At 45.4% G+C, this 25,676-nt stretch carries 23 protein-coding genes; 5 read left to right on the plus strand and 18 right to left on the minus strand.

Going from position 1 to position 25,676, the window contains the following annotated elements; all coding sequences use genetic code 11:
- Positions 1 to 4 precede the first annotated feature (4 nt).
- From BGX12_RS06615 to BGX12_RS06655, 8 genes are all read right to left on the minus strand, one after another.
- Entirely contained in the window at positions 5 to 1,069 is a 1,065-nt protein-coding gene (locus BGX12_RS06615; protein WP_109735295.1) for an HlyD family secretion protein, read from the minus strand.
- A gap of 12 nt (positions 1,070 to 1,081) precedes the next feature.
- Positions 1,082 to 1,765: a DUF4956 domain-containing protein gene (locus BGX12_RS06620; protein ID WP_109735296.1), complete on the minus strand. Its 684-nt coding sequence runs from the start codon at positions 1,763 to 1,765 to the stop codon at positions 1,082 to 1,084.
- 222 nt (positions 1,766 to 1,987) lie between these two features.
- Complete coding sequence (locus BGX12_RS06625) at positions 1,988 to 3,016, minus strand: VWA domain-containing protein (RefSeq protein ID WP_109735297.1); 1,029 nt, start codon at positions 3,014 to 3,016, stop codon at positions 1,988 to 1,990.
- Positions 3,017 to 3,090: 74 nt separating this feature from the next.
- Positions 3,091 to 4,191 carry a VWA domain-containing protein gene (locus BGX12_RS06630; RefSeq protein WP_109735298.1) on the minus strand — a complete coding sequence of 367 codons (1,101 nt, stop codon included), beginning with the start codon at positions 4,189 to 4,191 and terminating at the stop codon, positions 3,091 to 3,093.
- Between the two features lie 78 nt (positions 4,192 to 4,269).
- Positions 4,270 to 5,838, minus strand: a complete 1,569-nt coding sequence (locus tag BGX12_RS06635) for an FISUMP domain-containing protein (RefSeq protein WP_146196273.1) — start codon at positions 5,836 to 5,838, stop codon at positions 4,270 to 4,272.
- 28 nt (positions 5,839 to 5,866) lie between these two features.
- The gene (locus tag BGX12_RS06645; protein WP_109735301.1) at positions 5,867 to 6,643 is read right to left on the minus strand and encodes an amino acid ABC transporter ATP-binding protein; all 777 of its coding nucleotides are present in this window, start codon (positions 6,641 to 6,643) and stop codon (positions 5,867 to 5,869) included.
- Positions 6,644 to 6,702: 59 nt separating this feature from the next.
- Entirely contained in the window at positions 6,703 to 7,362 is a 660-nt protein-coding gene (locus BGX12_RS06650) for an amino acid ABC transporter permease (protein WP_109735302.1), read from the minus strand.
- A gap of 75 nt (positions 7,363 to 7,437) precedes the next feature.
- Positions 7,438 to 8,223 carry an amino acid ABC transporter substrate-binding protein gene (locus BGX12_RS06655; RefSeq protein WP_109735303.1) on the minus strand — a complete coding sequence of 262 codons (786 nt, stop codon included), beginning with the start codon at positions 8,221 to 8,223 and terminating at the stop codon, positions 7,438 to 7,440.
- Between the two features lie 70 nt (positions 8,224 to 8,293).
- Between BGX12_RS06655 and BGX12_RS06660 the strand changes: the two genes are divergently transcribed.
- Positions 8,294 to 9,982 (plus strand): alpha-glucosidase, encoded by a 1,689-nt coding sequence (locus tag BGX12_RS06660; RefSeq protein WP_109735304.1) that lies wholly within the window; start codon positions 8,294 to 8,296, stop codon positions 9,980 to 9,982.
- Here BGX12_RS06660 and BGX12_RS06665 read toward each other — a convergent pair.
- Genes BGX12_RS06665 through BGX12_RS06680 form a run of 4 tightly spaced genes read right to left on the minus strand, consistent with a single transcriptional unit; the run spans position 9,979 to position 13,944 of the window.
- Positions 9,979 to 10,806, minus strand: coding sequence for an alpha/beta fold hydrolase (locus tag BGX12_RS06665; RefSeq protein WP_109735305.1), 828 nt, complete (start codon positions 10,804 to 10,806; stop codon positions 9,979 to 9,981). The genes BGX12_RS06660 and BGX12_RS06665 overlap by 4 nt on opposite strands.
- A gap of 21 nt (positions 10,807 to 10,827) precedes the next feature.
- Entirely contained in the window at positions 10,828 to 12,579 is a 1,752-nt protein-coding gene (locus tag BGX12_RS06670; protein WP_109735306.1) for a diguanylate cyclase, read from the minus strand.
- A gap of 46 nt (positions 12,580 to 12,625) precedes the next feature.
- Positions 12,626 to 13,339, minus strand: coding sequence for an SDR family NAD(P)-dependent oxidoreductase (locus BGX12_RS06675; RefSeq protein ID WP_109735307.1), 714 nt, complete (start codon positions 13,337 to 13,339; stop codon positions 12,626 to 12,628).
- A gap of 14 nt (positions 13,340 to 13,353) precedes the next feature.
- Positions 13,354 to 13,944: a hypothetical protein gene (locus tag BGX12_RS06680; RefSeq protein ID WP_109735308.1), complete on the minus strand. Its 591-nt coding sequence runs from the start codon at positions 13,942 to 13,944 to the stop codon at positions 13,354 to 13,356.
- Positions 13,945 to 14,030: 86 nt separating this feature from the next.
- Here BGX12_RS06680 and BGX12_RS06685 point away from each other — a divergent pair, with 86 nt between their 5' ends.
- Positions 14,031 to 14,915, plus strand: a complete 885-nt coding sequence (locus BGX12_RS06685; protein ID WP_109735309.1) for a hypothetical protein — start codon at positions 14,031 to 14,033, stop codon at positions 14,913 to 14,915.
- Here the strand turns inward: BGX12_RS06685 and BGX12_RS06690 are convergent.
- Together BGX12_RS06690 and BGX12_RS06695 are read right to left on the minus strand one after the other, a co-directional pair.
- Positions 14,912 to 15,220, minus strand: a complete 309-nt coding sequence (locus BGX12_RS06690; RefSeq protein WP_109735310.1) for a type II toxin-antitoxin system RelE/ParE family toxin — start codon at positions 15,218 to 15,220, stop codon at positions 14,912 to 14,914. The genes BGX12_RS06685 and BGX12_RS06690 overlap by 4 nt on opposite strands.
- The gene (locus BGX12_RS06695; RefSeq protein ID WP_109735311.1) at positions 15,221 to 15,466 is read right to left on the minus strand and encodes a type II toxin-antitoxin system prevent-host-death family antitoxin; all 246 of its coding nucleotides are present in this window, start codon (positions 15,464 to 15,466) and stop codon (positions 15,221 to 15,223) included.
- Between the two features lie 393 nt (positions 15,467 to 15,859).
- Between BGX12_RS06695 and BGX12_RS06700 the strand changes: the two genes are divergently transcribed.
- Both BGX12_RS06700 and BGX12_RS06705 read left to right on the plus strand, forming a co-directional pair.
- Positions 15,860 to 17,719 (plus strand): class I SAM-dependent DNA methyltransferase, encoded by a 1,860-nt coding sequence (locus BGX12_RS06700; RefSeq protein WP_109735312.1) that lies wholly within the window; start codon positions 15,860 to 15,862, stop codon positions 17,717 to 17,719.
- A gap of 1 nt (position 17,720) precedes the next feature.
- Positions 17,721 to 18,695 (plus strand): restriction endonuclease subunit S, encoded by a 975-nt coding sequence (locus tag BGX12_RS06705; protein WP_158278187.1) that lies wholly within the window; start codon positions 17,721 to 17,723, stop codon positions 18,693 to 18,695.
- 85 nt (positions 18,696 to 18,780) lie between these two features.
- On the opposite strand, the gene BGX12_RS06710 is transcribed toward BGX12_RS06705, so the two are convergent.
- Positions 18,781 to 19,542 carry a hypothetical protein gene (locus BGX12_RS06710; protein ID WP_109735314.1) on the minus strand — a complete coding sequence of 254 codons (762 nt, stop codon included), beginning with the start codon at positions 19,540 to 19,542 and terminating at the stop codon, positions 18,781 to 18,783.
- Positions 19,536 to 20,561 carry a MarR family transcriptional regulator gene (locus tag BGX12_RS06715; RefSeq protein ID WP_146196274.1) on the minus strand — a complete coding sequence of 342 codons (1,026 nt, stop codon included), beginning with the start codon at positions 20,559 to 20,561 and terminating at the stop codon, positions 19,536 to 19,538. Before BGX12_RS06715 ends, BGX12_RS06710 begins: the two co-directional genes overlap by 7 nt.
- Before the next feature lie 341 nt (positions 20,562 to 20,902).
- On the opposite strand from BGX12_RS06715, the gene BGX12_RS06720 reads away from it, so the two are divergent.
- Positions 20,903 to 21,262: a hypothetical protein gene (locus tag BGX12_RS06720; RefSeq protein ID WP_109735316.1), complete on the plus strand. Its 360-nt coding sequence runs from the start codon at positions 20,903 to 20,905 to the stop codon at positions 21,260 to 21,262.
- Here the strand turns inward: BGX12_RS06720 and BGX12_RS06725 are convergent.
- The gene (locus BGX12_RS06725) at positions 21,241 to 21,849 is read right to left on the minus strand and encodes a hypothetical protein (RefSeq protein WP_109735317.1); all 609 of its coding nucleotides are present in this window, start codon (positions 21,847 to 21,849) and stop codon (positions 21,241 to 21,243) included. The two genes, BGX12_RS06720 and BGX12_RS06725, sit on opposite strands and share 22 nt — an antisense overlap.
- 198 nt (positions 21,850 to 22,047) lie before the next feature.
- Entirely contained in the window at positions 22,048 to 25,242 is a 3,195-nt protein-coding gene (gene ileS / locus BGX12_RS06730) for an isoleucine--tRNA ligase (protein ID WP_109735318.1), read from the minus strand.
- Positions 25,243 to 25,676 lie beyond the last annotated feature (434 nt).

Below are 25,676 nucleotides of genomic sequence, written 5' to 3' on the forward strand. Positions count from 1 at the left end.
AGGATTATTCGGAAATGGTCACCATTTCACCGAGAAGGAACGGATTCTCTTCGGAAATCTTGATTATGACTTCGCGTCCGTGAATAGGCATTTCAGGCATCTTCCACATACGAGTGGGAAATTCAACGATACGGCTAGAAAGGCCAATCACTTCACCCTTCACAGCCTTACCAGTGCCACCCAAGGTACGGACATTAACGGATTCACCAATGTCCATACGCTGATACATACGTTCGTGAATATAACCGCGGATCATAGTGGGAGACTTGTGAGTCAAGGTAACGATCGGAGCAAAGCTGGAAACCTTTTCCCCATCACGAGCATTAACGGAACCCACGACCCATTCTTCCTTAGCAACCTGAATCAGTTCTTCCTGCTGCTTCTGGAGTTCGGCCAGTTCCTTCTTCAAGTTTTCCACTTCGGTAGCACCGGCACTCTTCTGGAGGCGACCGCTGCTCTTAAGAAGCTTGATCTGTTCATTTGCGTTAGACTGAAGCACTGCAAGTTCGTTCTTCAAGCTCTTGATACGAAGGACGGTTGCGTCGTTACCATCATTCTGTGCATTGGAACCCTTCAGGCTCTTCAACTTGGCGGTAATTTCCTTATTGCGCTGGTATTCAGTTTCCAGGTTACGGATTTCAGACTTAAGAGCCAGGCTGCGGGAAGAAAGGTCTGCCTTTACTTCTGCAACCTTCTGGTCAATTTCTGCAGTAGACAGGCTGCTGCGTCCTTCAATCGCATCCAGTTCGCGAGTCAGTTCGGTAATACGAAGAACCAGGTCCGGGCGGTTCAATTCAATGATAGTGTCGCCCGCATGAATGGTCTGACCAGGCATCACATGCACCTTAATCACTTCAGTGGGGCTCGGCAGGCTAATGGTAGTTTCAGTCGCTTCGGCAATGCCCTGGAACATGGTTGCCTTACCGGCGAACATGAAGCCAAGAACCACAACCACGACGATGCTCAAGCACCAGGCGTAAATCAGCTTGTGCTTATAAGCATGAGCAACACCTGCATTAGACTTATGCTTGTTCCAGAAAATGTCGAAAGCTTCTTCAATCTTATTCATGATTCACTCCCCTTACATTTCCGTAGTGGCATCCTGCATCATGAACGCGATGTCAGAAATACCTTCGATCTTGGACATTTCCTGAATGATTTCTGCAGCAGGCTTGTTTGCACGGAGACGAACCTGGTAGGCACAATCCACTCGGGCGCCGCCATCCACTTCGCGCATGGTAATCAGGATGTAGGTTTTTAGATTCTTGCGTAGGATGTCTTCAAGAGCCTGACGAGGAGCGGATTCGTTAGGAAGAGCAAAACGGAGCATGCCGTCAAAGAAATGCTTGGTGCCAAGACCCGTACGGGAAATCAGGAAGGCCACCAGACAGAAGGCGATGGTACCACCGGCAGCAGCACCCCAGGCATAAACACCGCAACCGATGCCTGCACCCAAGGAGGCGAAGATGAACATGATGTCGCGGGGATCCTTGAAACTCGTGCGGAAACGAACCACGGAAAGGGCACCCATCATGCCAAGGCCACGGCCCACATTGTCACCGATAGCGGACATCACCATTGCGGCAACCACAGAGCTCAGAACAATCCCCTGGACAAAGTTACGGGAATAGGAAAGACCCAGGAAAGTCTTTTCGTAAGTCCAGGCAATGACGGAGGAGAGGATAAAGGCCAAAATAAGGGTATAGGCCAAAGTGATTAGAGTTGCATTAGTAGTACCAGATTGGACCGCTAAAAGGTCAAGCATAGAGACTCCGTTTCAGTTTATAACAATTACACCCATAATTTACTTTAAAAACGCCATTTTTCGGGCATTTTTTGTGTAAAAATGGTTGAACAAAAACCAAAGAAATCTCTAAATAGGATCCATTCTGGGAGCAAAACGCCCTATTTTAACACACCCAAACTCAAAATATATAAATGTGAGAAATTCGAACGTGAGTTACATCACATTTTACGAAAAATAAAATTAACTAAAGCGACCCGCAGTCTGCTTACGGCGACGGCCTCTTTCCGAGATCAAGGCTTCCAGCAGGAACAGGAGAGCGGCCATCCCCAGGAACACTTGATAGCGGTCCTGGTAATTATCCATACGGTCAGTAGACTGTTCCTTCTTTTCCAGGGAAGCAATTTCAGTCAGCACCTTCTGGAGCTGGAACTCACCCGGACTGGCATAGAAATAAAGACCACCCGTAACATTTGCAATTTCCTGCAAGGTACCGTCTTCCAGACGAGTCGTGACGATATTCCCCTGCATGTCCTTCTTGTAGGCCACCTCCCCATTTCTGGAAGGAACTGGAATAGGCACGCCTTCTCGGGAACCAATACCGATGGTATAGATGCGGATACCCATTTCAGCAGCTTCCTTGGCGGCATTGACTGCAGCGGCTTCCAGTTCTTCACCATCACTCATGAGAATCATGACGGAGTACTGACCACCACTATTGGAATTTCGATAAAGGTCCATTCCCTTACGGATGGCTCGCTCCAGGTTGGTACCGGGCATAAGCCAGCCAGGAGTCAGTTCACGAAGCATGGACTGAACCGTTCCGTAATCCAAAGTCAGCGGGACCATCACCTGAGCCTCGCCAGAGAAAGCCACCAACCCCACACGGTCCCCGCTAAGGGATTCCAGGAAAGAGGAAATTTCATGACGGCTGCGGGTCAGACGATTAGGCTTAATGTCTTCAGCCAGCATGGATAGGGAAATATCCTGCAACAACACAAGATCAAGACCACGACGTTCAATATGCTCCATCTTGTGCCCCCACTGAGGGCGAGCAAGAGCAACAAATAAAAATGCAATCGCCAAAAGAAGAATGAGAGCCTTAGCCAAACGACGCCAAGGAGAATGAGCCGTGGATAGCTTAGGCAGCATGGTCAAAGACACGAATCTGGCGGCCAACTTTTTACGACGATGGTTGGCGTACAAAAACAGAAGGGCAAATAGCGGGAGGGAAAGCAATCCCCACAAGAACATCGGTTCTGCAAATCGCATAAGTTAGTAGACAGTAGGAAGTAGGAAGTAGGAAGTTGGATGTTGGAAGTTGGTGGTTGGTGGTTGGAGGTGGATTAGGGGATGCGGACGAATCTCGTATTTGCAAGAAGTAATTCAAGTAAAATCAAAATGGCTCCGAACAACAACCAGGGATAGAACTTTTCCGCATAACGGGCATATGCGATCGTTTCAATTTCCGTCTTTTCCAATTCATCAATTTCGGAATAAATCTTTTCCAGGTCAGCCTTGTTCTGAGCGCGGTAGAAACGACCACCCGTCTTACCCGCAATATTTTTCAGGGCATCTTCATCAATGCTCATTTCAGACGGAACAGGCATTTCCACCCAGGACGCACCACCAAAGAAGGAAGCCTGAGGTACAAGTATGTTCCCTTGCTTCAAGCCAACGCCAACGGTATAGACCTTGACACCAAGGGACTTGGCAACTTCAGCCGCACGATCCGGAGAAACAATACTTGCATTATCCTTACCATCGGTCAACAGCACCACAACCTTCGACTTTGCATTGGATTTCTGCAGACGGGCAAGAGCGTTCATCAGGCCGTCTCCAATCGCAGTACTTGCACCTACAGTAGAATCCTTCGCCAAATCATCCGTCGCCTTCAGGATTTCAAGCAAGGAGCCATAATCCAAAGTCAAAGGGCACTGGGTAAAAGCCCTGGAGCCGAACGCGGAAAGGCCGATACGGTCCGCATGACGTTTCTGGATAAATTCGGAGATCACTTCCTGAGCATATCCCAAACGGCTGTACTTCCAATATTCTCCGGACTTGTAGAACTTTTCCGCATCCATACGCTTGACCTTGGACATTTCCTCACGGGTCAGCATATCGATGGTACCCATGGAACCAGAAACATCCAGAGCAAGCATAATATCCACACCATCAGTAGAAGTGTATTCCACTTCCATGGAGTTCTGAGGACGGGCAAGAGCCACTACAAAGGCGCACAAGGCAAGAAGACGCAAGGCGGGAACAATGTGGCGAAGACGCACACGGTTGCTGGGCGCAGCCTTACGAGCAATAGAAAGTGCAGGAAACTTAATGGTACTCTTACGGCTACGATTACGATAGACGTAAGACACGATCAAAACAGGAACCAGAAGGAAAAGCCAGAAGGCCTCCGGATTCTGAAAATGTAACGATCCAATATCCATTATTTCTCCAAAAACAGTAATCAGTTCTCCTTAGCGAGATGAATATACAAAAAATGTTTTTTCAAAATATTGATGTTGTTATTCTGTAGCGTCCAGCGGTGGAATTGGATTGGATCCCTGGCCCTTGACACAACGAATATGGGGATAGCTTTTGTTATTTTCAGAATCATAGAAGATTCTGCCATCATAACCCCTTCCCGGATAGGAAAATAATACAAGCAGGTCAGGAGTTTGATCTTTGTCGGAAATCATGTATTCCACATAGCCAAAGCTGTAATCATAAACGATACTATAGTAATGTTTGTTTCCAGAAGAATTTATTCCAAAACCAAAAGCATCGGAGCCCCCCTCAGTGTATTCGTTCCACTTTGTTGCATATAAGGCATCGTTAATTTTGGCACCATCGGTTGTTTTTACGACATAACTAAACAAAGTATTCCAATCTTCCACGGTAGGAATATGCCAACCATTGGGACATACGCCCTGAATAGGCCATTCCACGGAAGTACGATCGAAGGAGTTGCTCTCAAATCCATTGGCTTGTGCCCACTTATACATACGCCCCAAATGAGCATACTTGGTACAGGAATCCTTTTCATTGCCACCCATACAGAAGCTACTGTCAATCACATACTTTAGGTTTTCGGCCATCCAGGTTTGGTCGCCAATATCAACAGTCCTATAGATGTTACCATCACGTTCATCCACCAGATCGCCATACTTTCCAGTATAAAGTGTTAAAGATTTGGGTCGATAGGTAGGAATGGGCTCTGCATTCGGCAATGTTACACTATCAGGAACATTCACAGGCCACTGATATTCGCAAGAAACGGAAAGCGCATTTCCCTTAGGCATATAGTCAGGGAAGATTTTTTGTCTGTAGCATTCCAAATCTTCACAATAATCATGAACATTGGCTTTTTCTCCGTCACAGAGAGCATCCCCTGCCTTTTTTTTCGGGGAATGAGGGGACCAGGCCCAACCCACATCATTCATGTAAGCATAGTAGCCGCTTTCGTCACGATAGCCGGCATAAATTCCGCGAACCCCCGAATGATTTACTGTCCACCCCTTAGGACAAATTCCCTTTGGGTCTACGGGTTCACAAGAATTTGTTCTAGTATCCTGATAAGCCTCATTCCAAGTATAAAGTCTGCCGTAACGTTCACAGTTCTTAGGATAATCTGCGTAACACCAACTACCCTCAGTTTCGTAATTGAGATTTGCATTCATAGAAAGCTTTGAATTCGAAAGCTTTAATGGATATTCATGACCATCACGCTTATCCACCATTTTCATCTTACTCAAATCAAAACTCATTTCCTCGTTTTCCACCTTAATGGAAAATTCGGGGATTTCAACACTATCCTTTTCCGATGAAGAACTATTAGCTGTCGATGCAGAAGAATTCTTGGATGTTGAACTTGACGAGTTCTTAGATGTTGAGCTCGAAGAGTCCTTGGATGTTGAACTTGATGAATGCTTGGATGCAGAACTTGATGATGTCTTGGATACAGAACTTGATGATTTTTCATCAGAAGAATAACCTTCGTCAATTTCCGCAGCCGCCGGAGACGAAGAAGAATCAGCATCCTCACCACAAGCGTAAAGGAAGACCACAAGGGCTAGCAACAAATATTTTTTCATTTTTTCTCCTTACCCACCACCAATAAAGTTATCCTTGAGCAAATCGGCTCAGGAAGCTGGCTAAGCGTTCATTACCGGACTGATTGAATACGAAATCAGGAGAACCCTGTTCCACGATTACGCCCTGGTCCATAAAGATTACCTTGTTCGCAACATCGCGGGCAAAGGCCATCTCATGGGTCACGATAACCATGGTCATCTTCTGGTCGGCAAGGCCCTTGATAATCTTCAGCACTTCGCCGGTCAGTTCCGGGTCCAGGGCGCTGGTAGGTTCATCGAAGAACAGAATCTTGGGCTGCATGGCCAAGGCGCGGGCAATGGAAACGCGCTGCTGCTGGCCGCCGGAAAGTTCACAGGGGTAAGCCTTTTCCTTGGTTTCAAGGCCCATCTGCTTCAGAAGTTCGCGGCCACGTTTGCGGGCTTCTTCACGATCCATCCCAAGCACACGAATGGGAGCAATGGTCAGATTCTGAAGCACCGTCAAATGGGGGAACAGATTGAAATTCTGAAATACAAGACCTGTAGAAAGACGGATTTCGCGGAGCACACTTGCAGGAGCATACTTGGCCAAGCCCTTCTTATCCACGCCCACAACCATGTCCTTACCGTTAACGCAAACGGAGCCGGCATTCATGGTTTCCAGCTGGGTAATACAGCGGAGAAGCGTGGACTTGCCGCTACCAGAGGGGCCAATGATAGAAAGAACTTCGCCTTCACACAAACCAAAGGAAATATCCTTAAGCACATGGTTATCGCCAAAGGACTTCTTCAAATGTTCTACTTTCAAAACTGCGTTTTCGCTCATACAAAACTTACCACCAATAACCTTCCGTCCACTTCCTACTGTCTACCGCCTACTTCCTACTACTTATAGTAATTCAGTTTCTTTTCCACATAGGCGAAAAGGCAACTAAGCAAAAGGTTGGCAATGTAGTAGAAAACACCGGCAACAAACAGCGGGTAAATGCTAGCATAGGCAGCCTGCTGTTTCTTTGCCAGAGAGAACAATTCCGTCACAGCAATTACCTGTGCAAGGGACGTATCCTTCACCAGGGTAATCACTTCGTTCGCACTAGCAGGCACCACCTGCTTCACCACCTGAGGCAAGATAATGCGGAAGAATGTCTGCCCCTTTGTAAGTCCCAACATGGTGGCAGCCTCATACTGACCCTTGGGAATAGCCTGAATACCACCGCGGAAAATTTCCGCAAAGTAGGCTGCATAGTTAATGCTGAAAGCAGCAATAACCGCAGGAAAGCGATCAAAGGAGATCCCCATTCCCGAATATTCGCTTAGGTAGTAGCTCCCGAAATAGATGGCCACAATCTGCAGCAAAAGCGGAGTTCCTCGCATCACAGAAATGTAGAAGGACACCGGATAGCGAATAACGCGATACTTACTCATCTTGAGGACAGCAATAAGCAGTCCTAGAGGGATAGAGAAAAGCAGCGTAAGTCCGAAGATTTCAAGGGTGGTAACAAAGCCGCCCCAAAGAACAGGCAGAAGAGTAGCTAAATCTGACATTGGATAGTAGAAAGTTGGAAGTAGTTAGTAGGAAGCAAAAAACTGTCTACTTCCTACTGTCTACTGTATACTGGTTTATTTTCCGAACCACTTGGCCTGGATTTCAGCGAACTTGCCGTCGGCCTGCATAGCCTTGATGGTTTCGTTCACGGCGTCGCGGAGAGCCTGGTCCTTCTTGCGGAAGCCGATAGCGTAGACTTCATCGCTGAGGCCTTCTTCAAGGACAACGAAATCCTTGGCGTTGGAAGCAATCCAGTACTTGGCAACAATTTCATCCAGGAACACGGCGTCAACACCGCCCTTGTCCAGATCCATCATAGCAGTCTGGTTGTCGTCAAAGGGAACGATTTCCTTGGCAGCCTGGCCTGCGTCGGAAGCTTCCAAAAGCTTCTGGGCGGTGGAACCGTTCTGCACGGCAATCTTCTTGCCAGCGAGAGCAGCGAGGTTAGCAAGAGCCTTGTCCTTCACGGAGAAAATCATACGGTTCTTGAGGTAGGCATCGCTGAGATTCATAGCAGCTGCACGGGCAGAGTCAACACTCATACCGTTCCAAATGCAGTCAATCTTTCCCGTATTCAATTCCTGTTCCTTTGCATCCCAGGAAATGGGCTGAGTTTTCAGTTTCACACCAAGACGGGTTGCCACTTCGTTAGCCAAATCAATATCGAAACCGACAATGTTGTTGTCCTTGTCGCGGAAGCCCATGGGCGGGAAAGAGTCGTCCAGACCAAGCACGAATTCACCAGCATTTTTTACTTTTTCCAGAGAAACATCGACCTGAGCCTGATTGTCCTTATTTTCATTGCAGCCAGTAAAAACGAGAGCAGCGGCAACAGCCAATCCTGCAAAAAGCTTTTTCATATAGTCTCCTTGTTTATTTTCCCTAAATTTAGTCAAAAATAAATTCTTAGATTATGGCGAAAGGTTTACTATGGCAAATTCCAGCGTTTTTCAAAATCAGGGCTGGTGGAAGCACACCATCGCCTATGAAATTTATCCCAGCAGTTTTCAAGATAGTAACGGCGATGGCTATGGCGACATTAACGGCATCACCAGTCGTCTGGATTATTTGAAGTCCCTGCAGGTAGGGGCGATTTGGCTCACCCCCGTATACGCCTCCCCTATGGTAGATAACGGTTATGACGTTTCCGATTTCTACAAGATAAACCCTCTATACGGAACTATGGAGGATATGGATCGTTTAATTGCTGAAGCGGATAAGCGCAATATCAAGATTGTCATGGACTTGGTTTTTAACCATACTTCGGAAGAATGCGAATGGTTTAAGGAATCCCGAAAAAGCCGCAACAATCCCAAAAGCGATTGGTACATCTGGAAAGACGGCATCCCAAGTAAAGACGGAACCGGACATGAACCCCCTAACAACTGGCGAAGTATTTTCGGGGTTCCCGCATGGACCTGGTGCGAGGAACGTAAGCAATATTACCTCCACACCTTCGCCACACAGCAGCCGGACTTAAACTGGGAAAATCCCGATGTGCGAAAAGCGCTATACGATATTGCCAACTTCTGGATCAATAAAGGCGTAGGCGGATTTAGAATTGACGCCATTCCCTACATCAAGAAACCACCTCATTTCGCAAGCGGCAAACCCGATGCTGGTGACGGGATGGTCAGTATTCATACCATGACCGTAAACACCGATGGAATCCTTGATTTCCTTCAGGAATTTAAAGCTAATGTGACTGAAGGGAAAAATGTCTTTACAGTAGCGGAAGCGAACGGCGTCGGTCCCGAGGATTTAAAATACTGGGTTGGCGATAAGGGCGCATTTGACATGCTCTTTGAATTCGGGCACCTTCATGATATAGAAATCTGGTGCAAGCCCACCCCCTTCGGCATTATGGATTTCAAGAAAGCCCTACTGGCAAGCCAGAAGGCGACAGCAAAAAATGGTTGGTACCCCGTATTCTTCGAGAACCACGACAAGCCTCGCTGCGTCCACAATTTTTTCAGTCCACAAGTAGCGAACAATCCTATTATAAACAAACTTGCAGCAAAGGCCTTGGCGATTTTAATGACCACCTTACGAGGGACTCCCTTCTTCTTTGAGGGTCAAGAAATTGGCATGACCAACGTGAAATGGAATTCCATTGACAAGTACGACGAACTGAATACAATAGCTCAGTACAATCTGGCCCTTTCTGAAGGTTTCGACAACAACCAGGCAATGGATTTCGTCAATCGGTTCAGCCGAGATAACGCACGAACACCGATGCAATGGAACAGCGGTCCAAACGCAGGCTTTACCACAGGCAAGCCCTGGCTTAGTATCAACGAAAATTTCGTTACACTGAACGTCGCTAATGAAGAACAGGATAAAAATTCCGTCCTGAATTTTTATCGGACATTAATAGAACTTCGTCAGAACTCCACAGCACTGAATGGTGGCGAACTGGAAATCATTCTGGAGGAGCATCCGCAAGTGATTGGATACAAGCGCGGCGAATACACTATTTTAATAAACATGGACGAAGCAGAAGTTTCCCTGGAGCCAGGCCTTTTCACTGTAAAAGAAAGGATCATCTCCAACTATGGAGACAACCCTTCTTCAAATACATTGCAACCTCTGGAAGCTGTTATTCTTAAAGCAAATTAATTCTTTTTCAAGAATTCCAGAATACGTTCCTTATAATCCTTGGCTTCGTCAAATACGGCGTGGCCATTTTCTGTATAGGTATAGAATTCGCAAGGAACATTTTCCGCCTTCAGTTTTTCCGCAATCTTTACGGAGGCTTCGTAAGTCACCACATGATCAAGGCCAGCTCCAATGACAAATGTGGAACTCTTGATTTTCCCAAGATTGTCATAGGTATCCATACCGGCACACGCTTCGGCAGTAATGGCAAAACGGAGCAATTCTCCCGGAGTCAAATTCTTGTACATCATCAGAAGAGCTCGACGATAACGTTGCAGAAACGCAGGAGTAAACGCATTGTCAATAAAATCCGAAACGAGATCATCCCCGCGTCCCTCACGAGCCATTTTAGCCCAGTTGCCGATTACATCAAGCTGCAACGGCTCTGCCCTGGACGAACTGGATGCAAGAACCAAATGGTCAACCAATTCGGGATATTCAATAGCAATATGCTGGGCAATCATTCCGCCCTGGGACGTTCCCAGTACATCAGCATGTTCAAGCCCCAGCGCCTTCATCACCATTGCGGTATCTCTCGCCATTTCCGACACCGAATAGACATCCGGCATATTCTTTCGACGATCAAAGAGATAAATGGTGTAATCGTCCTTGAAAATCTTATATGCAGTTTCAATCGACGAAGCGGAATTCATTACACTACGAAGACTAAGTCCCGGAATAATGACAAAAACCTTTGCGCCATTTCCAAAAACAGCATATTCCATTTCGACATCAGCACCGTCCACGGCACCACCAGGAACACAAATTTTTTTCAGTTCAGCCATAAAAGCCTCCCTTAACAATTTTTAAAGGACTACGACTTTATTCTTACCCGTACGCTTTGCATGATAGAGAGCATCATCTACTCGAACACAAATAGAGTCCACTGTATCGCCCTTCTTCATTTCAGTTGCACCAAGACTAATGGTCTTTCTGCCAACGGCGGGGAACTCAATCTGAGCAAAGCCCGTACGCACAACTTCAGCAAATTCAACAGCTTCCTTCAAGCCCATGTCGGGAAGCATGATCATAAATTCTTCACCACCCCAACGGCCAGCATCTGCATCAGGAGCATTTTCAAAGGACGCAACCTGAATCTGTTTGGAAAGGCCTTCAATCACGTTATCGCCTTCCTTATGGCCATAGGTATCGTTCACCGACTTGAAGTTATCAATGTCGATCATGACCAAGGACATCTTGCCATTGGGATTTTCTGCAAAACGCTGTTCAATTCTACGTTGAATTTCACCACGATTATACAAGCCAGTCAAGGCATCCGTAATGGAGTTCTTGGTCATCTTGTTGTACATTTCCACCAGTTCAGCAGAAGACACGTTGGTAAAGTTTGCCAGACGAGTAATAATGGAAACCTTTCCTGCGCGAGTACCATCGCTTACAACAGCAGATTTCATCTTGGAAGTATCAGCCTTGCCCTCACGCATTCCAACAGCAACAATAGTCACATTGTGTAGCTTTACAGCATTACGGGAACGCAGAATTTCACCAGCACAATAGCATCCATAAGTCGGCGCAATAAAGTCAAAAGGAGCTGTTTCCTTATTAACATCATCATCGCCCCAGAAGGTTCTTCTAGCCATGCTGGAATACAGGTAGATTGCCTGGGGGCAGAAATTCGTCAACTTAGTTGTTCCCAACTTGACGCTATCCATAATCGCCTGGGGATCCCCATAGGCAATCTTTGCGGTTATACCGCGCCTCAAATCGGATGCCAGCAACAGAGCGCCCTGTTCCGAGCAAGCCATGGGAGAACGCAAGAGATATTCCCCATCTTCATTATAGAAGAGAGGAAATTCCAAGGTATTGTGGAAGAAATAGTAATCGTTCTGGATGTTCAGGTACTTGGAATAAGCCTTAAATGCAGGTTGTCCATCCAGTTCACACAGAATATTCCCCTGAACCTTGGTCACTTCAAAAGGTCTTCCCAACGGTTTCCAACCAGAAATCTTGGCGGTTTCTATATACAGGTCATCACCGCCATAAAGCAGGCAAACCACAGATTCCGAAGAGAAACCATACCTATTGGAGAACACATAAGTGGAACTTTCGTCACTGGCTGCACCAGCCAGACCACCAAAAATATGAACGTCTCCCCTAGCTTTTTCCAGGCCCTTACAGAAGCCTGTCAAAGAAAGATTAGGTGAAGCCACCAAAAGTTCAACAGCCTTTACCCAAGGACGCTTATCAATTTCACGAATAAGATCGGAAGCTACCGGACCTGCAGAATCCGCATTCAGGACATACTGCAGGATTCCTACACGGGTTGATTCCTGTTCCAGGACAGTACAACAGATGGTCACTGTCTTTCCGGAAAACCCACCGTTCACAACACTGCCTGCGCAGGACCCACCTACACAGAACGCATCAGGAAAAGCATCAACAATAGCATTGCAAACAAAACTCAGCTTTTTAAAATCCGAAAGTTCCGAAAAAACATGGAACAGCAACTTAATAGGCTTGTTCCCGCGGAACTTGCCCAAACGTTGAAGCAGATCGTTCAACTGCGCCGGATTTTCGTATGCAAACTGAAGTTGTTTCATTATCTCGTTTTAGTTTTACATTTTTAAAGATAACAAAACTATTTTACTAACAATCGTTTAATTTCCATCCACAATCATTATGATAGATCATTTGGCGGGTCATACCACCATCGATGCAGATATTCTCACCTGTTATAAAGCCGGCCTTATCTGAGGCGAGAAACAGAACCATATTGGAAATGTCCAGGGGATTTCCTACACGGCCTGCGGGCTGTTGAGTGGCATCAGGGCCTTCATATTCCGTAAAATTCGTATCGATCCATCCCGGCGAGATGGAATTCACTCGAATCTTGCCAGCAAAGCTTACCGCAAGAGCATGAGTGAGAGCAGCAATGCCGCCCTTGGCCGCCGTATAGCTTTCGGTCTGCGGCTGACTCATGCGATCGCGGGAAGATGAAATGTTGATGATGGAAGCGCATGCCCCAAAGTGGGGAGCAAAGAGTTTGGCCAGGTAAAAAGGTGCAGTCACCCCAACGGCCATAGCATAGCTGAACTCCTCATAGGAGCATTCGTCGATGCCTTTCATCAGGGGCAGGGCATTGTTCACCAGCACGTCGACGCGGCCATATTCTTCAATGACAAAGGCTGCAAATTCTTCAAGAACTTCTTTCTTGGAAAGGTCTCCTACAAAGCAGGGATTTTCTCGAATGTCAATAAGGGCAACCCTAGCCCCTTCCTTTTCGAATTCACTAACGATAGTCTTACCGATGCCGTGTGCACCGCCCGTCACAACGATTACTTTATCCTTAAATTCGTTCATTGTAATTCCCAATTTTATTCAGCCAGGCGATATCTATCAGCCGAAAAAATCTGAATCAAAATATCACCCTGATAAACCGTATAATATTCCTGTTTGACAAATGCGGCGTTATATTTTTTTGAACTCACCATAAATGTGGAACCGCTGTTAAACATCAAGTGGTAAGAGGTTCCACTTTTTGACCCATGAGACCTATATTTATCGATGACGAATTCCTTATGGAGTTTAGGTTCCGCCTTTAACCTTGTAGGAAAATCCAGGTTAGGGGCAATAGAGGCCACTAATCCTACAACAGGAAGCACAACGAGCGAGCTTGTCAAATTCCATTTTTTGTGTTTCTCTTCAAACTTTTGAAACCTGTATTTGAGGGCAATGTAAATGCAAATTGCTATTCCAAATGTGACGGCAAGTACTGCGGAAGCGTCCTGGATGACTTCATAATTTTCATACAAAACCAGCAACTTTAAAAATTCATCGTTGATAACATATCCAAGACTCGGCAAGGACTGAATTTTCAAAGTCGTAACAAGAAAGATTGTACAACAAATCGCAATCACCGCGGCATAGGCGGTAACAAAACGATCTTTAAAAATGCGTTTTTTCATACCATAGTAAATATAATTTCAAAGATTAGTGTTTTGAATTTGTCGCGACCATGTGATGCCTGCAGATATTCTATTTTTCTTTTCAAATGAAAGTTTTTTACCATCTTCCCGGATTATTTGAGTTCTACGATTTGTACAAGGCGTTTTTGCCGCTGTTCCGTAAACATCGGGAATGGTTTTACGACTGGTGCGATATCGGTTCCATTTACGGCGCCCCCGCAGATTGCATCTGGGGAGGAGGCCGCGTAGGCTTTGGAGAAGAACCCGCAGAAAACGTTGTTGAATTGATGACGGAATTCGGAATTTCCGCACGACTTACGTTCAGCAATTCGTTACTGCGAGAAGAACATCTTTCGGATAGGCGATGCAACGAACTGTGCAGGATGCTTGAGAATAACAGCAACGGCATTATCGTTCATTCCGATTTGCTGCTGAATTATTTGCGGGCACAATACCAGGGCTTCTATTTCGTATCCTCCACCACGAAGGTGATTACGGACATCACGCAGCTTGTCGCAGAATTGAACCGTGAAGAATTTCGTTACGTTGTTCCGGATTTCAGGTTAAACAAGGAACTGGAAAGGTTCGCCCCGCTTACCGCCTCACAGAAACAGAAAGTGGAATTTCTCTGCAATGAATGCTGTTGGTTCGGCTGTACCGACCGCAAAAAATGCTACGAGAACGTGAGCCGCAAAAATCTCGGCGAAGACTGCGCAGATCACATCTGCAAATCGCCTGGCGCAAAGATTGGCTACCGTTTTTCCGATGCCATGAAAAATCCGGGCTTCATCGGAATTGAAGACATTCAAAACATCTACGCACCAGCAGGTTTCTCTCAATTTAAAATCGAGGGTCGAGGACTAGGCAGCGCCCTCATCCTGGAATTTTTGCTTTACTACATGACCAAGCCGGAATACCAATTGAACGTGAGAGAAGAAATTTATCTGGACAGTACGCTGGATTTGTTCTAGGGAATCAAGAACTTCAAATAGTCCATTAGCCAATGCAGAATTCGAACAACATAAACGTCTCCAAGATGGACTCTATAGAAGACGATATAGTTATCCACGACAATATGTCTATAAAACTTTAGAGCAACATTCGTCGTCTCTAGATCGGAACCGAGCTCAGGAAATTCAGCAAGATCTTCATACGCTTCAATAATTTTCCTGACAACGTTCTTTGCAGCCTGCGGACTTTTCAATTTATTTTCAATATATTCCTTGACGTCGTCCAAATCCTCAACGGTTTTCGGAGACACATATACAACGGCCATCTAGACCTCGTACTTTGCACGTACGTCAGCTGCAGCCAGCCAGCCAGATTCCTTTGCAGATTGTTCGCCTTCCTCCAAGGACTTCTGTAATTTATGTTCTGCGGTCAAGCGTTCATATTCCTTGATGTCTATGACAACAAAGCAACCTCGGCCGTTCTTAGTCAAGAATACAGGAGACCCCTCGGAAACATTCTGAAGGACCTCGTTATAGTTTCGCAAATCAGATACAGGCAGAATACACGGCATACAAAACCTCCATTTCTCAATATACAAAATTTTAAGTAAAATTTTAAGTAAAATAAGACACAACTCAAAAATAATCTCGTTTTTTCGTTAGCTTTTTTATATTTGATATTGACATAGTTCGGCTTTGCGAAAGCGGGGCTGAACGAACGGATTTATAGAGTTTTTGCTCTTATTCTCAGCCCTGAAATTCACCACTTCAAGTATGCACGAGAATGAGGCAAGCGCTCACGTCCCTATTGGGGCGTGGGTCGTTTGTGCTTATTGTGCAGAAGGGTTGTGGTGACCCGCAGGGCTAATAGGCACTTTCGACACCACGCCTTTTTTGTTTGCAAAGCCGGAGCCCTTTCGAATTTGAGTGGAAATGAAAACACTTTTATTTGGAAGGAATTCAACATGGCAAACGAAAAGTATAGCGAAAATTTCGTCCTCAAAGAAATGAGGTGCGATCTTGGCGAGAACGAATTTGGCAAAGTGTATCCTCAAGGAGATGTTCCAGACATTTCCGCAATAGAAAAACTTCTTGGGAAAGCCGGGGGAAAGCCTAAAGAATGCGCTATTGACGATTACACTCTAGGTGGAACCGGGAAGGCAAAACCGGAATTCATCATAACATTCCATAAAAACGCAAATACAATCATTGTGGTTGAGTGCAAAAGAAGTGTAAAGCAACATCAATCTGACAAGCTGAACAAACCAAAAGATTTTGCAGTAGATGGAGCTTTGTACTATGCAAAATTTTTAAAAGAACGATACAATGTTATCGCCATTGGTGTTAGCGGCAGTAAAAAAGATGACTCAAAAATAAGCACATTTTACTGGCAAAAAGGACATGATGAGTATAAGGAACTTTCTAGACTAAACATCCTTTTGGAACCAGTTATCTATCTACAGTATCTAAAAGGTGAACGTATATCAAGGCAGTATTCCCTAGAAGAAATCCGACAAACCGCTATAGATATGAGCAATAGTCTGCGAGTGGCAAAAGTAACTGCAAACGACAAACCAATTTTTATAGCAGGCATTCTTATTGCTCTTCAGAACGAAGATTTTGAAGACGCTTATATGAATGCGACCACTTTAAAAGGGCTGGAATGGAACATTAGTTCCGCCATATCCGATGTATTAGGGGATGCTGGCGTAAAGCAAGACCGTATAGACAATATTTTGAACACCTTTAAAAATGTATCAAGTTTGCATCATTTTCAAACAACAAAAATGAACGAAGACTATTCATTACGCTGGTACATTCAAGAACTAGACATGAAAATCAAGCCAATGATGAATATTGCAGATTCATCTATTGATGCTCTTGGTGAATTCTATCATGAATTTATCAAATTTTCTAATGGCGATGACGGAAAAGCCCTCGGAATCGTTTTGACGCCGCAACATTTGACAGAACTGATGTGCGATGTAAGCGGACTAAATAAGAAAAGTCGAGTCTTGGATACATGTGCGGGTTCTGGCGGTTTCTTAGTGACAGCAATGAGCAAAATGTTCAAGAACGCAAATTACCATGAAATTCAGAAAATTAGAGAAGATGGCCTTTATGGTATTGAAGCTGATCCGCACATCTATACGCTTTGTATAGCAAATATGATTGTCCGACGCGATGGAAAGAGTAATATTCATTACGGAAGTTGTTTTGATAAAAAAATAGTTGACGAACTAAAAAAGAAAAATATTGACGTAGGTTTAATTAATCCTCCGTATTCTCAGGATGATTATAATGAACTTGAATTTGTTGAACAGTTACTATCCATTCTCGTCACTCGTGGAATTGCGGTTGCTGTTGTTCCTATCAATTGCGCTTTGGGAACTACTTGCAAAGAAGTTCGTGAACGTCTATTTAAAAAGCATACATTGGAAGCTGTATTCAGCATGCCTACGGAAATATTCAATCCCGCAGCATCTGCTCCGCCATGTGTAATGGTTTGGACGGCAAATGTTCCCCATCCTGAGGACAAAAGAACTTTCTTTGGTTATTTCCGAGACGATGGTTTTGTAAAAAGGAAAAAATTAGGTCGAATTGATGCCCATGGAAAATGGGAAGAAATCCGAAAGAAATGGTTGTATTTATACCAAAACAAGATTGAAGAACCTGGCTACTCCGTAATGCACCACGTTTCCCATGAAGATGAATGGTGCGCAGAAGCTTATATGGAAACGGATTATTCAACGTTGTGTGCGGCAGATTTTGAAAAAAAGATAAAAGAATATGCTGCGTTCAAATTTTTGAATGGTGTCAAATAGGATGAAACGGCTAGACGAAATTTTCAATATTTGTTATGGTTCGCAGCTTGATTTGAACAAGTGCGAAATTTGTGGTAAAAATCAAGGTTTTAATTTTGTCAATCGAAGCAATTCTAATTGTGGTGTTTCCGCAAGAATTCAAAAAGTTGATAAGAAGGAACCTTTTAAAGCTGGCTCTATTACAGTAGCCATGGGCGGAAGCGTCCTTTCTTCATTTGTTCAGCAAGAGGATTTCTACACTGGGCAAAATGTGAAAGTTTTAGTGCCGATTGACGAAATGAATTTGGCAGAGAAACTGTTTTATTGTCAATGTATTGAAGCTAATAGATTTCGTTTTTCAACTTTTGGACGAGAAGCAAATTACACATTTAACTCTTTGTTGGTTCCATCTCGAGAAGAAATTCCCATAGAAATAAAAAAGAAACCTATAGCAAATCCTTTTTGTAAGACGCCTCTTCTTGAAAAGCAGCTCTCGTTGCAAATTGATGTTTGGCAATGGTTTGAACTCGGCTCTATTTTCGAAATAAAGAAAGGTAAGCGTCTTACCAAAGCCGATATGGAAGATGGTCAAATTCCTTATATTGGGGCAATTGATTCTAACAATGGTGTATCAGCTTTAATTTCAAACAACGAGCACCTACATGACGGCAATACGATATCAGTTTCTTACAACGGCTCTATTGCTGAGGCGTTCTATCAAAAAAATCCTTTTTGGGCGACTGATGATGTAAACGTATTATATTCTGCACGAATAAACTGCTACACAGCCCTTTTTGTTACGACAATCATTCATCGAGAGAAATACCGTTTTAATTATGGACGTAAGTGGGACTTAGATTTGATGAAGAAAAGCCGAATCAAACTCCCCGCCATCAACACCGGAGAAAAAGACGAATCCGGCAAACCCATCTACGAACCTGATTGGCAATTTATGGAAGATTACATAAAATCGCTTCCGTATTCCGCATGCCTTTAAATAATCTAAAACACCCCCCCCGACGCCCTACACTGGCATCGGGGATTTTTCATTTTCAAGCCCATTCACATCCAAAGCCCACAAATCATGCATTTTGTGGATTGTCAGAAAAAATCTTTCGCAGCATATCCAAGGCATCTTCCTTGGTCATGCCGTCACCTAAAATTTGAGAATCAATGACTTCTTCTTTCATGGAATCCAAGAAGGTTTCTACATCATGCTGGATTTTTTCAGGCAAGGTGATTCTCAAATCCGCCGATAACAACGGAAGAAGTCTAAACACATCGTTCTTATGCTTCCTGTAGTCATCTGTATTGACGCGTTCACCTTTTTCTTTTGATTCTTTCAAGTTCATCCTTGCCTTCATTTTATACAGAATCAAATACTCCGGCTTAAGAACTCTAATGCCATTCAAAACATCACAGCCTTCGCTTAAAAGATTGTAATAGTTTTCGTCAAGAATAATCGCAGATAAACTGGATACATCTTCCGCTACGGAAACACGCCTAACACCTCCCGGAATAACTAAAGGATCTGTGCTTTTTGAGAGCAATTCTATCATTGAAGGATATCCGACTTGAGGATCGGTAAATCGATAGAAGCACGTTTTCGCTCTTTTCTGCTCGCCACATGTATATTGGCCTTCTTTAATAAAATCCCAAAAAGTTTTTCCAAATTCAACATACCTTTGGGCATCAACAATCAACACCATATCGACATCTTTCGTTAAGCGAAACTTCAATCCGGCGTCTTCCATCAGGATAGAGCAAGCGGTCCCACCGATGACGACATATTCGTCGTTAAATTTTTCGAATTTTTCACGGAACTTTTCAAGGCCATTTACCATTGTACGGTCTCCATCATTTTTTCAAGGCATCCAACCACTCGTTCATCCTTAAATTCTTTCAGTGACATATACAAAGAAAGGGGATCGACAACGCCATCTACGGCAAACAGCGAGGGATTGTAACTCCATATCTGTACTTCAATCAGTTCCAATTTGCTGAACCATCTCAAACCAGCAGTGTAATCAATGACATTTGGGGATAAATCTTTTTTTTGACAGGCATACGCATCAATACGCGGCGCGGTCAACATAGTCTTTGCAGAAAGAGCCGACTCACCAGCCTTCGGGAATGTTTCCTTCAAGTTATCCTTTGTTACAATGATTCGCTTTTTTATGGGATTTATCAAATAGGGTTTTGCTTTTTCAACCAGACTCGTTCCATTGTCCGAGCAAGTCATCAGAATAGACCGGCCATTCTCCTGCAATCGCACCAGCCCAAGTTTTTCCAATTCCCGAGAATACCTGGATACTGCCATTGCATTTAAACCTGTTTCCTGAGCGGCTCGCGCCTTGGTCACATAAGAGTCTTTCACTTTGTACAACATGTACAAAAAAAGCAGCTGCCCCTGAGGTGTCATTTTTTTAGGAAGGTCATGATCATCTTTGTTACGCACACCTGCAGCACGGTTCTGGTTTTGCAGAGCCACTCCCAAAAACGGAAGGTAAATCAGGGATGTCGGCGCAATGAACGGAACTCGCTCTTGAATCAACGATTTACGCTGCGCATTAGAAGAATTCCTAAAAAGAAATGCCACAGGTCTCGTCAAAACTTGTTCGTACTTTTTAATCTGCCTTGCCAAAGCTTCTGCATCAAAGGACTCTTCGCCAAGGACAGCGACAACAACAAAACGGACTCCCTCTACGCAAGCATTAAAGAAGCCACGATTTTTCACCATGTACAAAGGCAAGCCCTTGGGTTGAACAGCTGCACTCACATTGCAGTCAAAACCATTTTCAAGGAAAATGCTCTTTACAAAATCGCATATGTTCTCATTGTCAAAAAAGAAGAAAAAAGCCATATCTAAATACTCATTATAACATTCACTATCAAATGTAACATTTTGAAATGTTATAATCAAGTTTTTATGTTACATATTGTGGTTTTTTATTAAAAACAAGGAAAATATGTTAATAAGTTGTTTATTTACTTTTCAAAGAAGACTCATAATTCCGAACCCTAAGGCCTGTTTGAGCCTTAAGATTTCGTTGCTGTAGATTTTTTTGACAAAAGATGAAAATGGGTTAGTAAAAGAGGTCTCTTTTCCAATCAAATGTTTGGGGGAAGAACTACCTTCAAAACTCAGAAATTAAATTTAAATACTACCTGAATGGAATTCATTCTTCATATCCAGACTTTATTATGAGAGACAAGAAAGGTTCTAACCACCTTTTCGAAGTCAAGAGCGTCAACGTATCAAATAAAGTCCAATTTAACTCAGTGGAATACAAATCAAAAATCAACGCACTGAAGGACTGTTATAAGCAGTGCTCTATTCTTACAGGCGATTATTACTATTTACCGGTGTTGAAAGATGAGAATTGGCAAATAACTGTTTTTTATAAGGGTGAAGAAGACATTCTTACAAAGGAAATGTTAAAAAATCTTTTGAAAGCCAATAAAATCATTTCCGTATTCCGCATGTCTTTAAATAAACACCCCTCCCCGACGCCTTACACCGGCATCGGGGATTTTTTTTTTCAAAGCAGCACCTCCAGGTAAGTTTTCAGAATTTTGGAAACCCTAAGTTTCTTCGCATATTCTGCAAGCTTATTTAAGTCCTTGCCGTCCCATGCAGCATATCTTTTAATTGCAGTAAGCAACAGTTCGTTGCTTACGCGGGATCTGTTCTTGATCAAATCACAAATTGTTTTTTCCAGGTCATAGCAGCGAACGGTATTACCAAAAGGAGTTTTCACCTCCGTCACTCCCAAATCAAATAGTTCTGGCTTGCAGGTGAATACCTTGCAGGCATTTTTCAGAGACAATGACGGCGCATGTCCAAAGGGAACTGTTATTGAATGTTCAAAAGGAGTCCGTTCCGAGAAGCCGTGCAAGAAAAGGGCCGTTTCGTGAGAAATAATCAAATTATCTGAACGAGACGAAATCATGAAGATTTCATCTGGAATTGCATCTGGCAAAACATACTGCCCTTGCGCAACTCGGACTAGCTCGCCTAACTTGCACAAGGATGATAACTGGGCCCGCGAAACTCCCACAGACTCGGATTTTGAGGAAAGCACAACCCCATTGTAAGCAGCAGCCACATCTTTCAGCAAGCCAATTTCTTTTTTTTCTTTAAAACTCATATCATAAAATTATATCTTATTTTATGATATTTGTCAATAGCAAAAAAAAATCCTCGAAGCGTTTAACTTCGGGGACCTTGTAAAATGGATTCTATCGGGGCGTTGCCCCTCCAGAAAAACGATTAAGCCAGGGCGCTTCGCGCCTAGCCTATGCGGCTCAGTCATGGACATGCAAGCATGTCCGCGACGTTCGCCTTGTTAGGCTTTTACCGTAGTGAAAGCAAAAGCTTCGCCGTCAGCGTCGTTGGCTTCGAGGCCATCAGCGGAAGCAGCCCACTTGATTGCAGTTGCTTGAGTTTCGCCAGCAATATATGCTTCGTTTTCAGCAACAGCCTGCTTGAACATGTCGCTTTCAGAGAACAAGGTCACTTCGATCTTGTCGGTGATAGTGTAGTTCTGTTCCTTACGGCGGTTCTGGATGCGGTTCACCAGTTCGCGGGCGACGCAAGCGCGGCGCAGGTCATCGGTGACGTTCAAGTCCAGAGCAACGGTAAAGTGGCTGTCTGCATCCACGGCAAGGCCTTCCGGCACAATGCGCTGGATCATGAGGCCGTCTGCACCCACTTCGCCGAATTCGAACTTGATGGTTTCACCACCCTGCAGAGCCTTGATTTCGTCAGCGCTCAGGCTGTTGAGCTTTGCAGAGATGACCTTCATGTTCTTGGCGTATTCAGGGCCCTTGGCCTTGATGCCCAGGAAGTTGGGCTTTGCGGTAAGCTTCACGAGAACAGTTTCGTCTTCCAGGAACTTCATTTCGCGAACGTTCAGTTCTTCGAGGATGAGGTCCTTCATGGTTTCGGCCACTCCCTTTTCTACGGCACCGTGCGGCACCACAGTCATGGAAGCAATCGGCATACGGTTCTTTACGTTGTTCGTAGCGCGGATGGCACGACCCATTTCCACCATGCCGCGAACCATTGCGATACGCTGCACCAGAGCTTCGTCCTTCAGGGATTCGTCAGCGCTGGGGAATTCGCAGAGGTGAACGCTAACAGGTGCGTTGGCATCCACTTCGCGAACGAGAATCTGGTAGATTTCTTCGGCCAGGAGCGGGAGGAACGGAGCAAGAATCTTGCTGAAGTCCACCAGCACCTTGTACATGGTTGCGTAAGCTGCATTCTTGTCGCCATCGTTTTCAGACTTCCAGAAACGGCGGCGGCTACGACGAACGTACCAGTTGGTCAGGTCATCCACAGCGGCGATGATTGCAGGCACCACGTTGTACAAACGGTAAGCCTTCATTTCCACTTCGACCTTAGCGGCCAGATCCTGCAAGGTTGCAAGCATCCAGCGGTCCAGTTCGTTTTCGGACTTCACCACTTCACCCGGATTCCAGTTCAGCTGGCCCTTGGCGGCGTCGGCGTTGTGGTTAGAAACGAAGAAGCTAACGGCGTTCCACAGCGGGAGCATTACCTGCTTCACGATGCCCTTCACACCTTCTTCGGAGAAGCGCAGGTCTTCAGCCTTCAGTGCAGCAGAGTTAATGAGGAACAGGCGGATGGCGTCGGCGCCAGTACGTTCGATAAGTTCGTTGGGGTCCGGATAGTTCTTCTTGGACTTGGACATTTTGGAACCGTCTTCGGCCAAGATGATACCGTTCACGATCACGTTCTTGAAGGCAGGCTTCTGGAACAGAGCGTTAGAAAGAACGGTCAAGGTGTAGAACCAACCGCGGGTCTGGTCAAGGCCTTCGGCAATGAAGTCAGCCGGGAAGCTCTTTTCAACCAGTTCCTTGTTTTCAAACGGATAGTGGCGGCTAGCATAAGGCATGGAGCCAGATTCGAACCAGCAGTCAAACACTTCCGGAGTACGCTTGAATTCCTTGCCATCCTTCTTGATGACAATCTTATCTACAAAGTGCTTGTGGAGGTCTTCCAGAGTTTCGCCAGTGAGGTCAGCCAATTCCTTGATGGAGCCCACAGCGATCATTTCGCCATCGTCAGCAATCCATACAGGAATCGGGGTACCCCAGAAACGATTACGGGAAAGGTTCCAGTCGCGGGCGTTGGCAATCCACTTACCAAAGCGGCCGCTCTTGATGTGGTCGGGAACCCAGTTCACGGTCTGGTTGTTTTCGACCATCCATTCCTTCAAAGTCTTGGTGACACCTTCTGCGTTGGTGACTTCGCCATCAATCTTCAAGAACCAGGTCTTGAGGGCGCGGTACAGCAGAGGCACGCCGGTACGCCAGCAGTGGGGGTAGCTATGAACGAAGGTTTCGTGCTTGAACACGCGGCCCTGTTCCTTGAGGTAGGCGATAATGCTCTTGTCGGCTTCCTTTGCACCCAGGCCCTTCCACATGGGGACCTTGTCGGTGAATTTGCCTTCGGTATCCAGCGGGTCGAAAAGACCCAGGCCGAGAGATGCGCCCAGCTGGAAGTCTTCTTCACCGAAGGAAGGAGCGATATGCACAGCACCGGCACCGTCTTCGTCGCTAACGAAATCGGCAACATAAATTGTGTAACGCTTGGCCAGTTCTTCTGCGGTGGCGTAAGCGTCGCTAATGTGGAACAAAGCTTCGTACTTGAGGCCAGCAAGGTCAGAGCCCATGCACTTGTCCACGATGTTGGGCTGCTTGAAGTAAGCGCCAGCGCGGGTACCCATGACCCAGAACTTCTTGCCGTCCTGCTCTACGCAAACGTATTCGGCGTCAGCCTTCACTGCAATAGCGAAGTTGGAAGGAAGAGTCCAAGGAGTGGTGGTCCAAACCAGGATGTTGGAACCAGCAAACTTAGCGTCGTCGGAAACCAGCGGGAAGATAAGAGTCAAGGACGGGTCCTGACGGTCCTTATAGCCCTGGTTGGTTTCGAAGTTGGAAAGCGGAGTTGCAAGAGCCGGGCTGTACGGCTGGATGCGGTAGCCCTGATAGATGAGGCCCTTGTCGAAGCACTGCTTGAACACCCACCACACAGATTCCATGAAGTTCTTGTCCATGGTCTTGTAGCCCTTGTCGAAGTCCACCCAGCGGCCCATGCGACGAACAGTCTTGCGCCATTCACCGGTGTACTTCAGAACCTTGCTACGGCAGGTTTCGTTAAACTTATCTACGCCCAGGTTCTGGATTTCGGCAACGCCAGCCAGACCCAGTTCGTTCTGCACCAGAGATTCAATAGGCAGACCGTGGCAGTCCCAACCGAAACCGCGGGGAACCTTCTTGCCCTTCATGGTCCAGTAACGGGGAACGATATCCTTGATGGTACCAGCCAGCAAGTGACCATAGTGCGGAAGGCCAGTTGCAAACGGAGGGCCATCGTAGAAAGTATAGGGTGCAGTTTCCGGACGGCTGTCCAGAGACTTCTTAAAGCTATCATCCTTATCCCACAATCCGAGCACGCGCTCTTCGATCTGCGGGAAGGTTTCTTCCTTTTGTACTTCGCGGAATAACTTTGCCATTGTTTACCTCGGGGCATACAGCCCCCTATTAAATACGAGGCGAAATTTAGCAAAAGGCGAACATCGTGACATTCACGCTTGCGTGAAATGGCATGATTGAGCCGTACTAAATGCAAGCGTAGCTTGCCAAATAGAAAAAACAAAAAGGGGGCAGCAGCCCCCTCGCTCCTAAAGCCCTTTAAAAACCCCGAAGCATCACTTAAAACAGCGTCGCCACAAAAGCCAATACATAGAGAGGCAAATCGTTGGGCCTATCGACGCAGGCTACAGCCGTACCACTGGCGTAGTGGCCCTTATAGACTCTGATTTCTGACGACATGAAACCTCCGTTTTTTACAAGGCGAATTTAAGTCGCCAAGTAAATTTGTTTAACTTGCCTAGAAATATACTCTAATGGGGTGAGAAATCCAAGTCGTTTTCTCGGCCGATTGTTC

Origin of the sequence: Fibrobacter sp. UWR4 (assembly GCF_003149045.1) — a bacterium.
In the GTDB taxonomy this organism is placed as follows: domain Bacteria; phylum Fibrobacterota; class Fibrobacteria; order Fibrobacterales; family Fibrobacteraceae; genus Fibrobacter.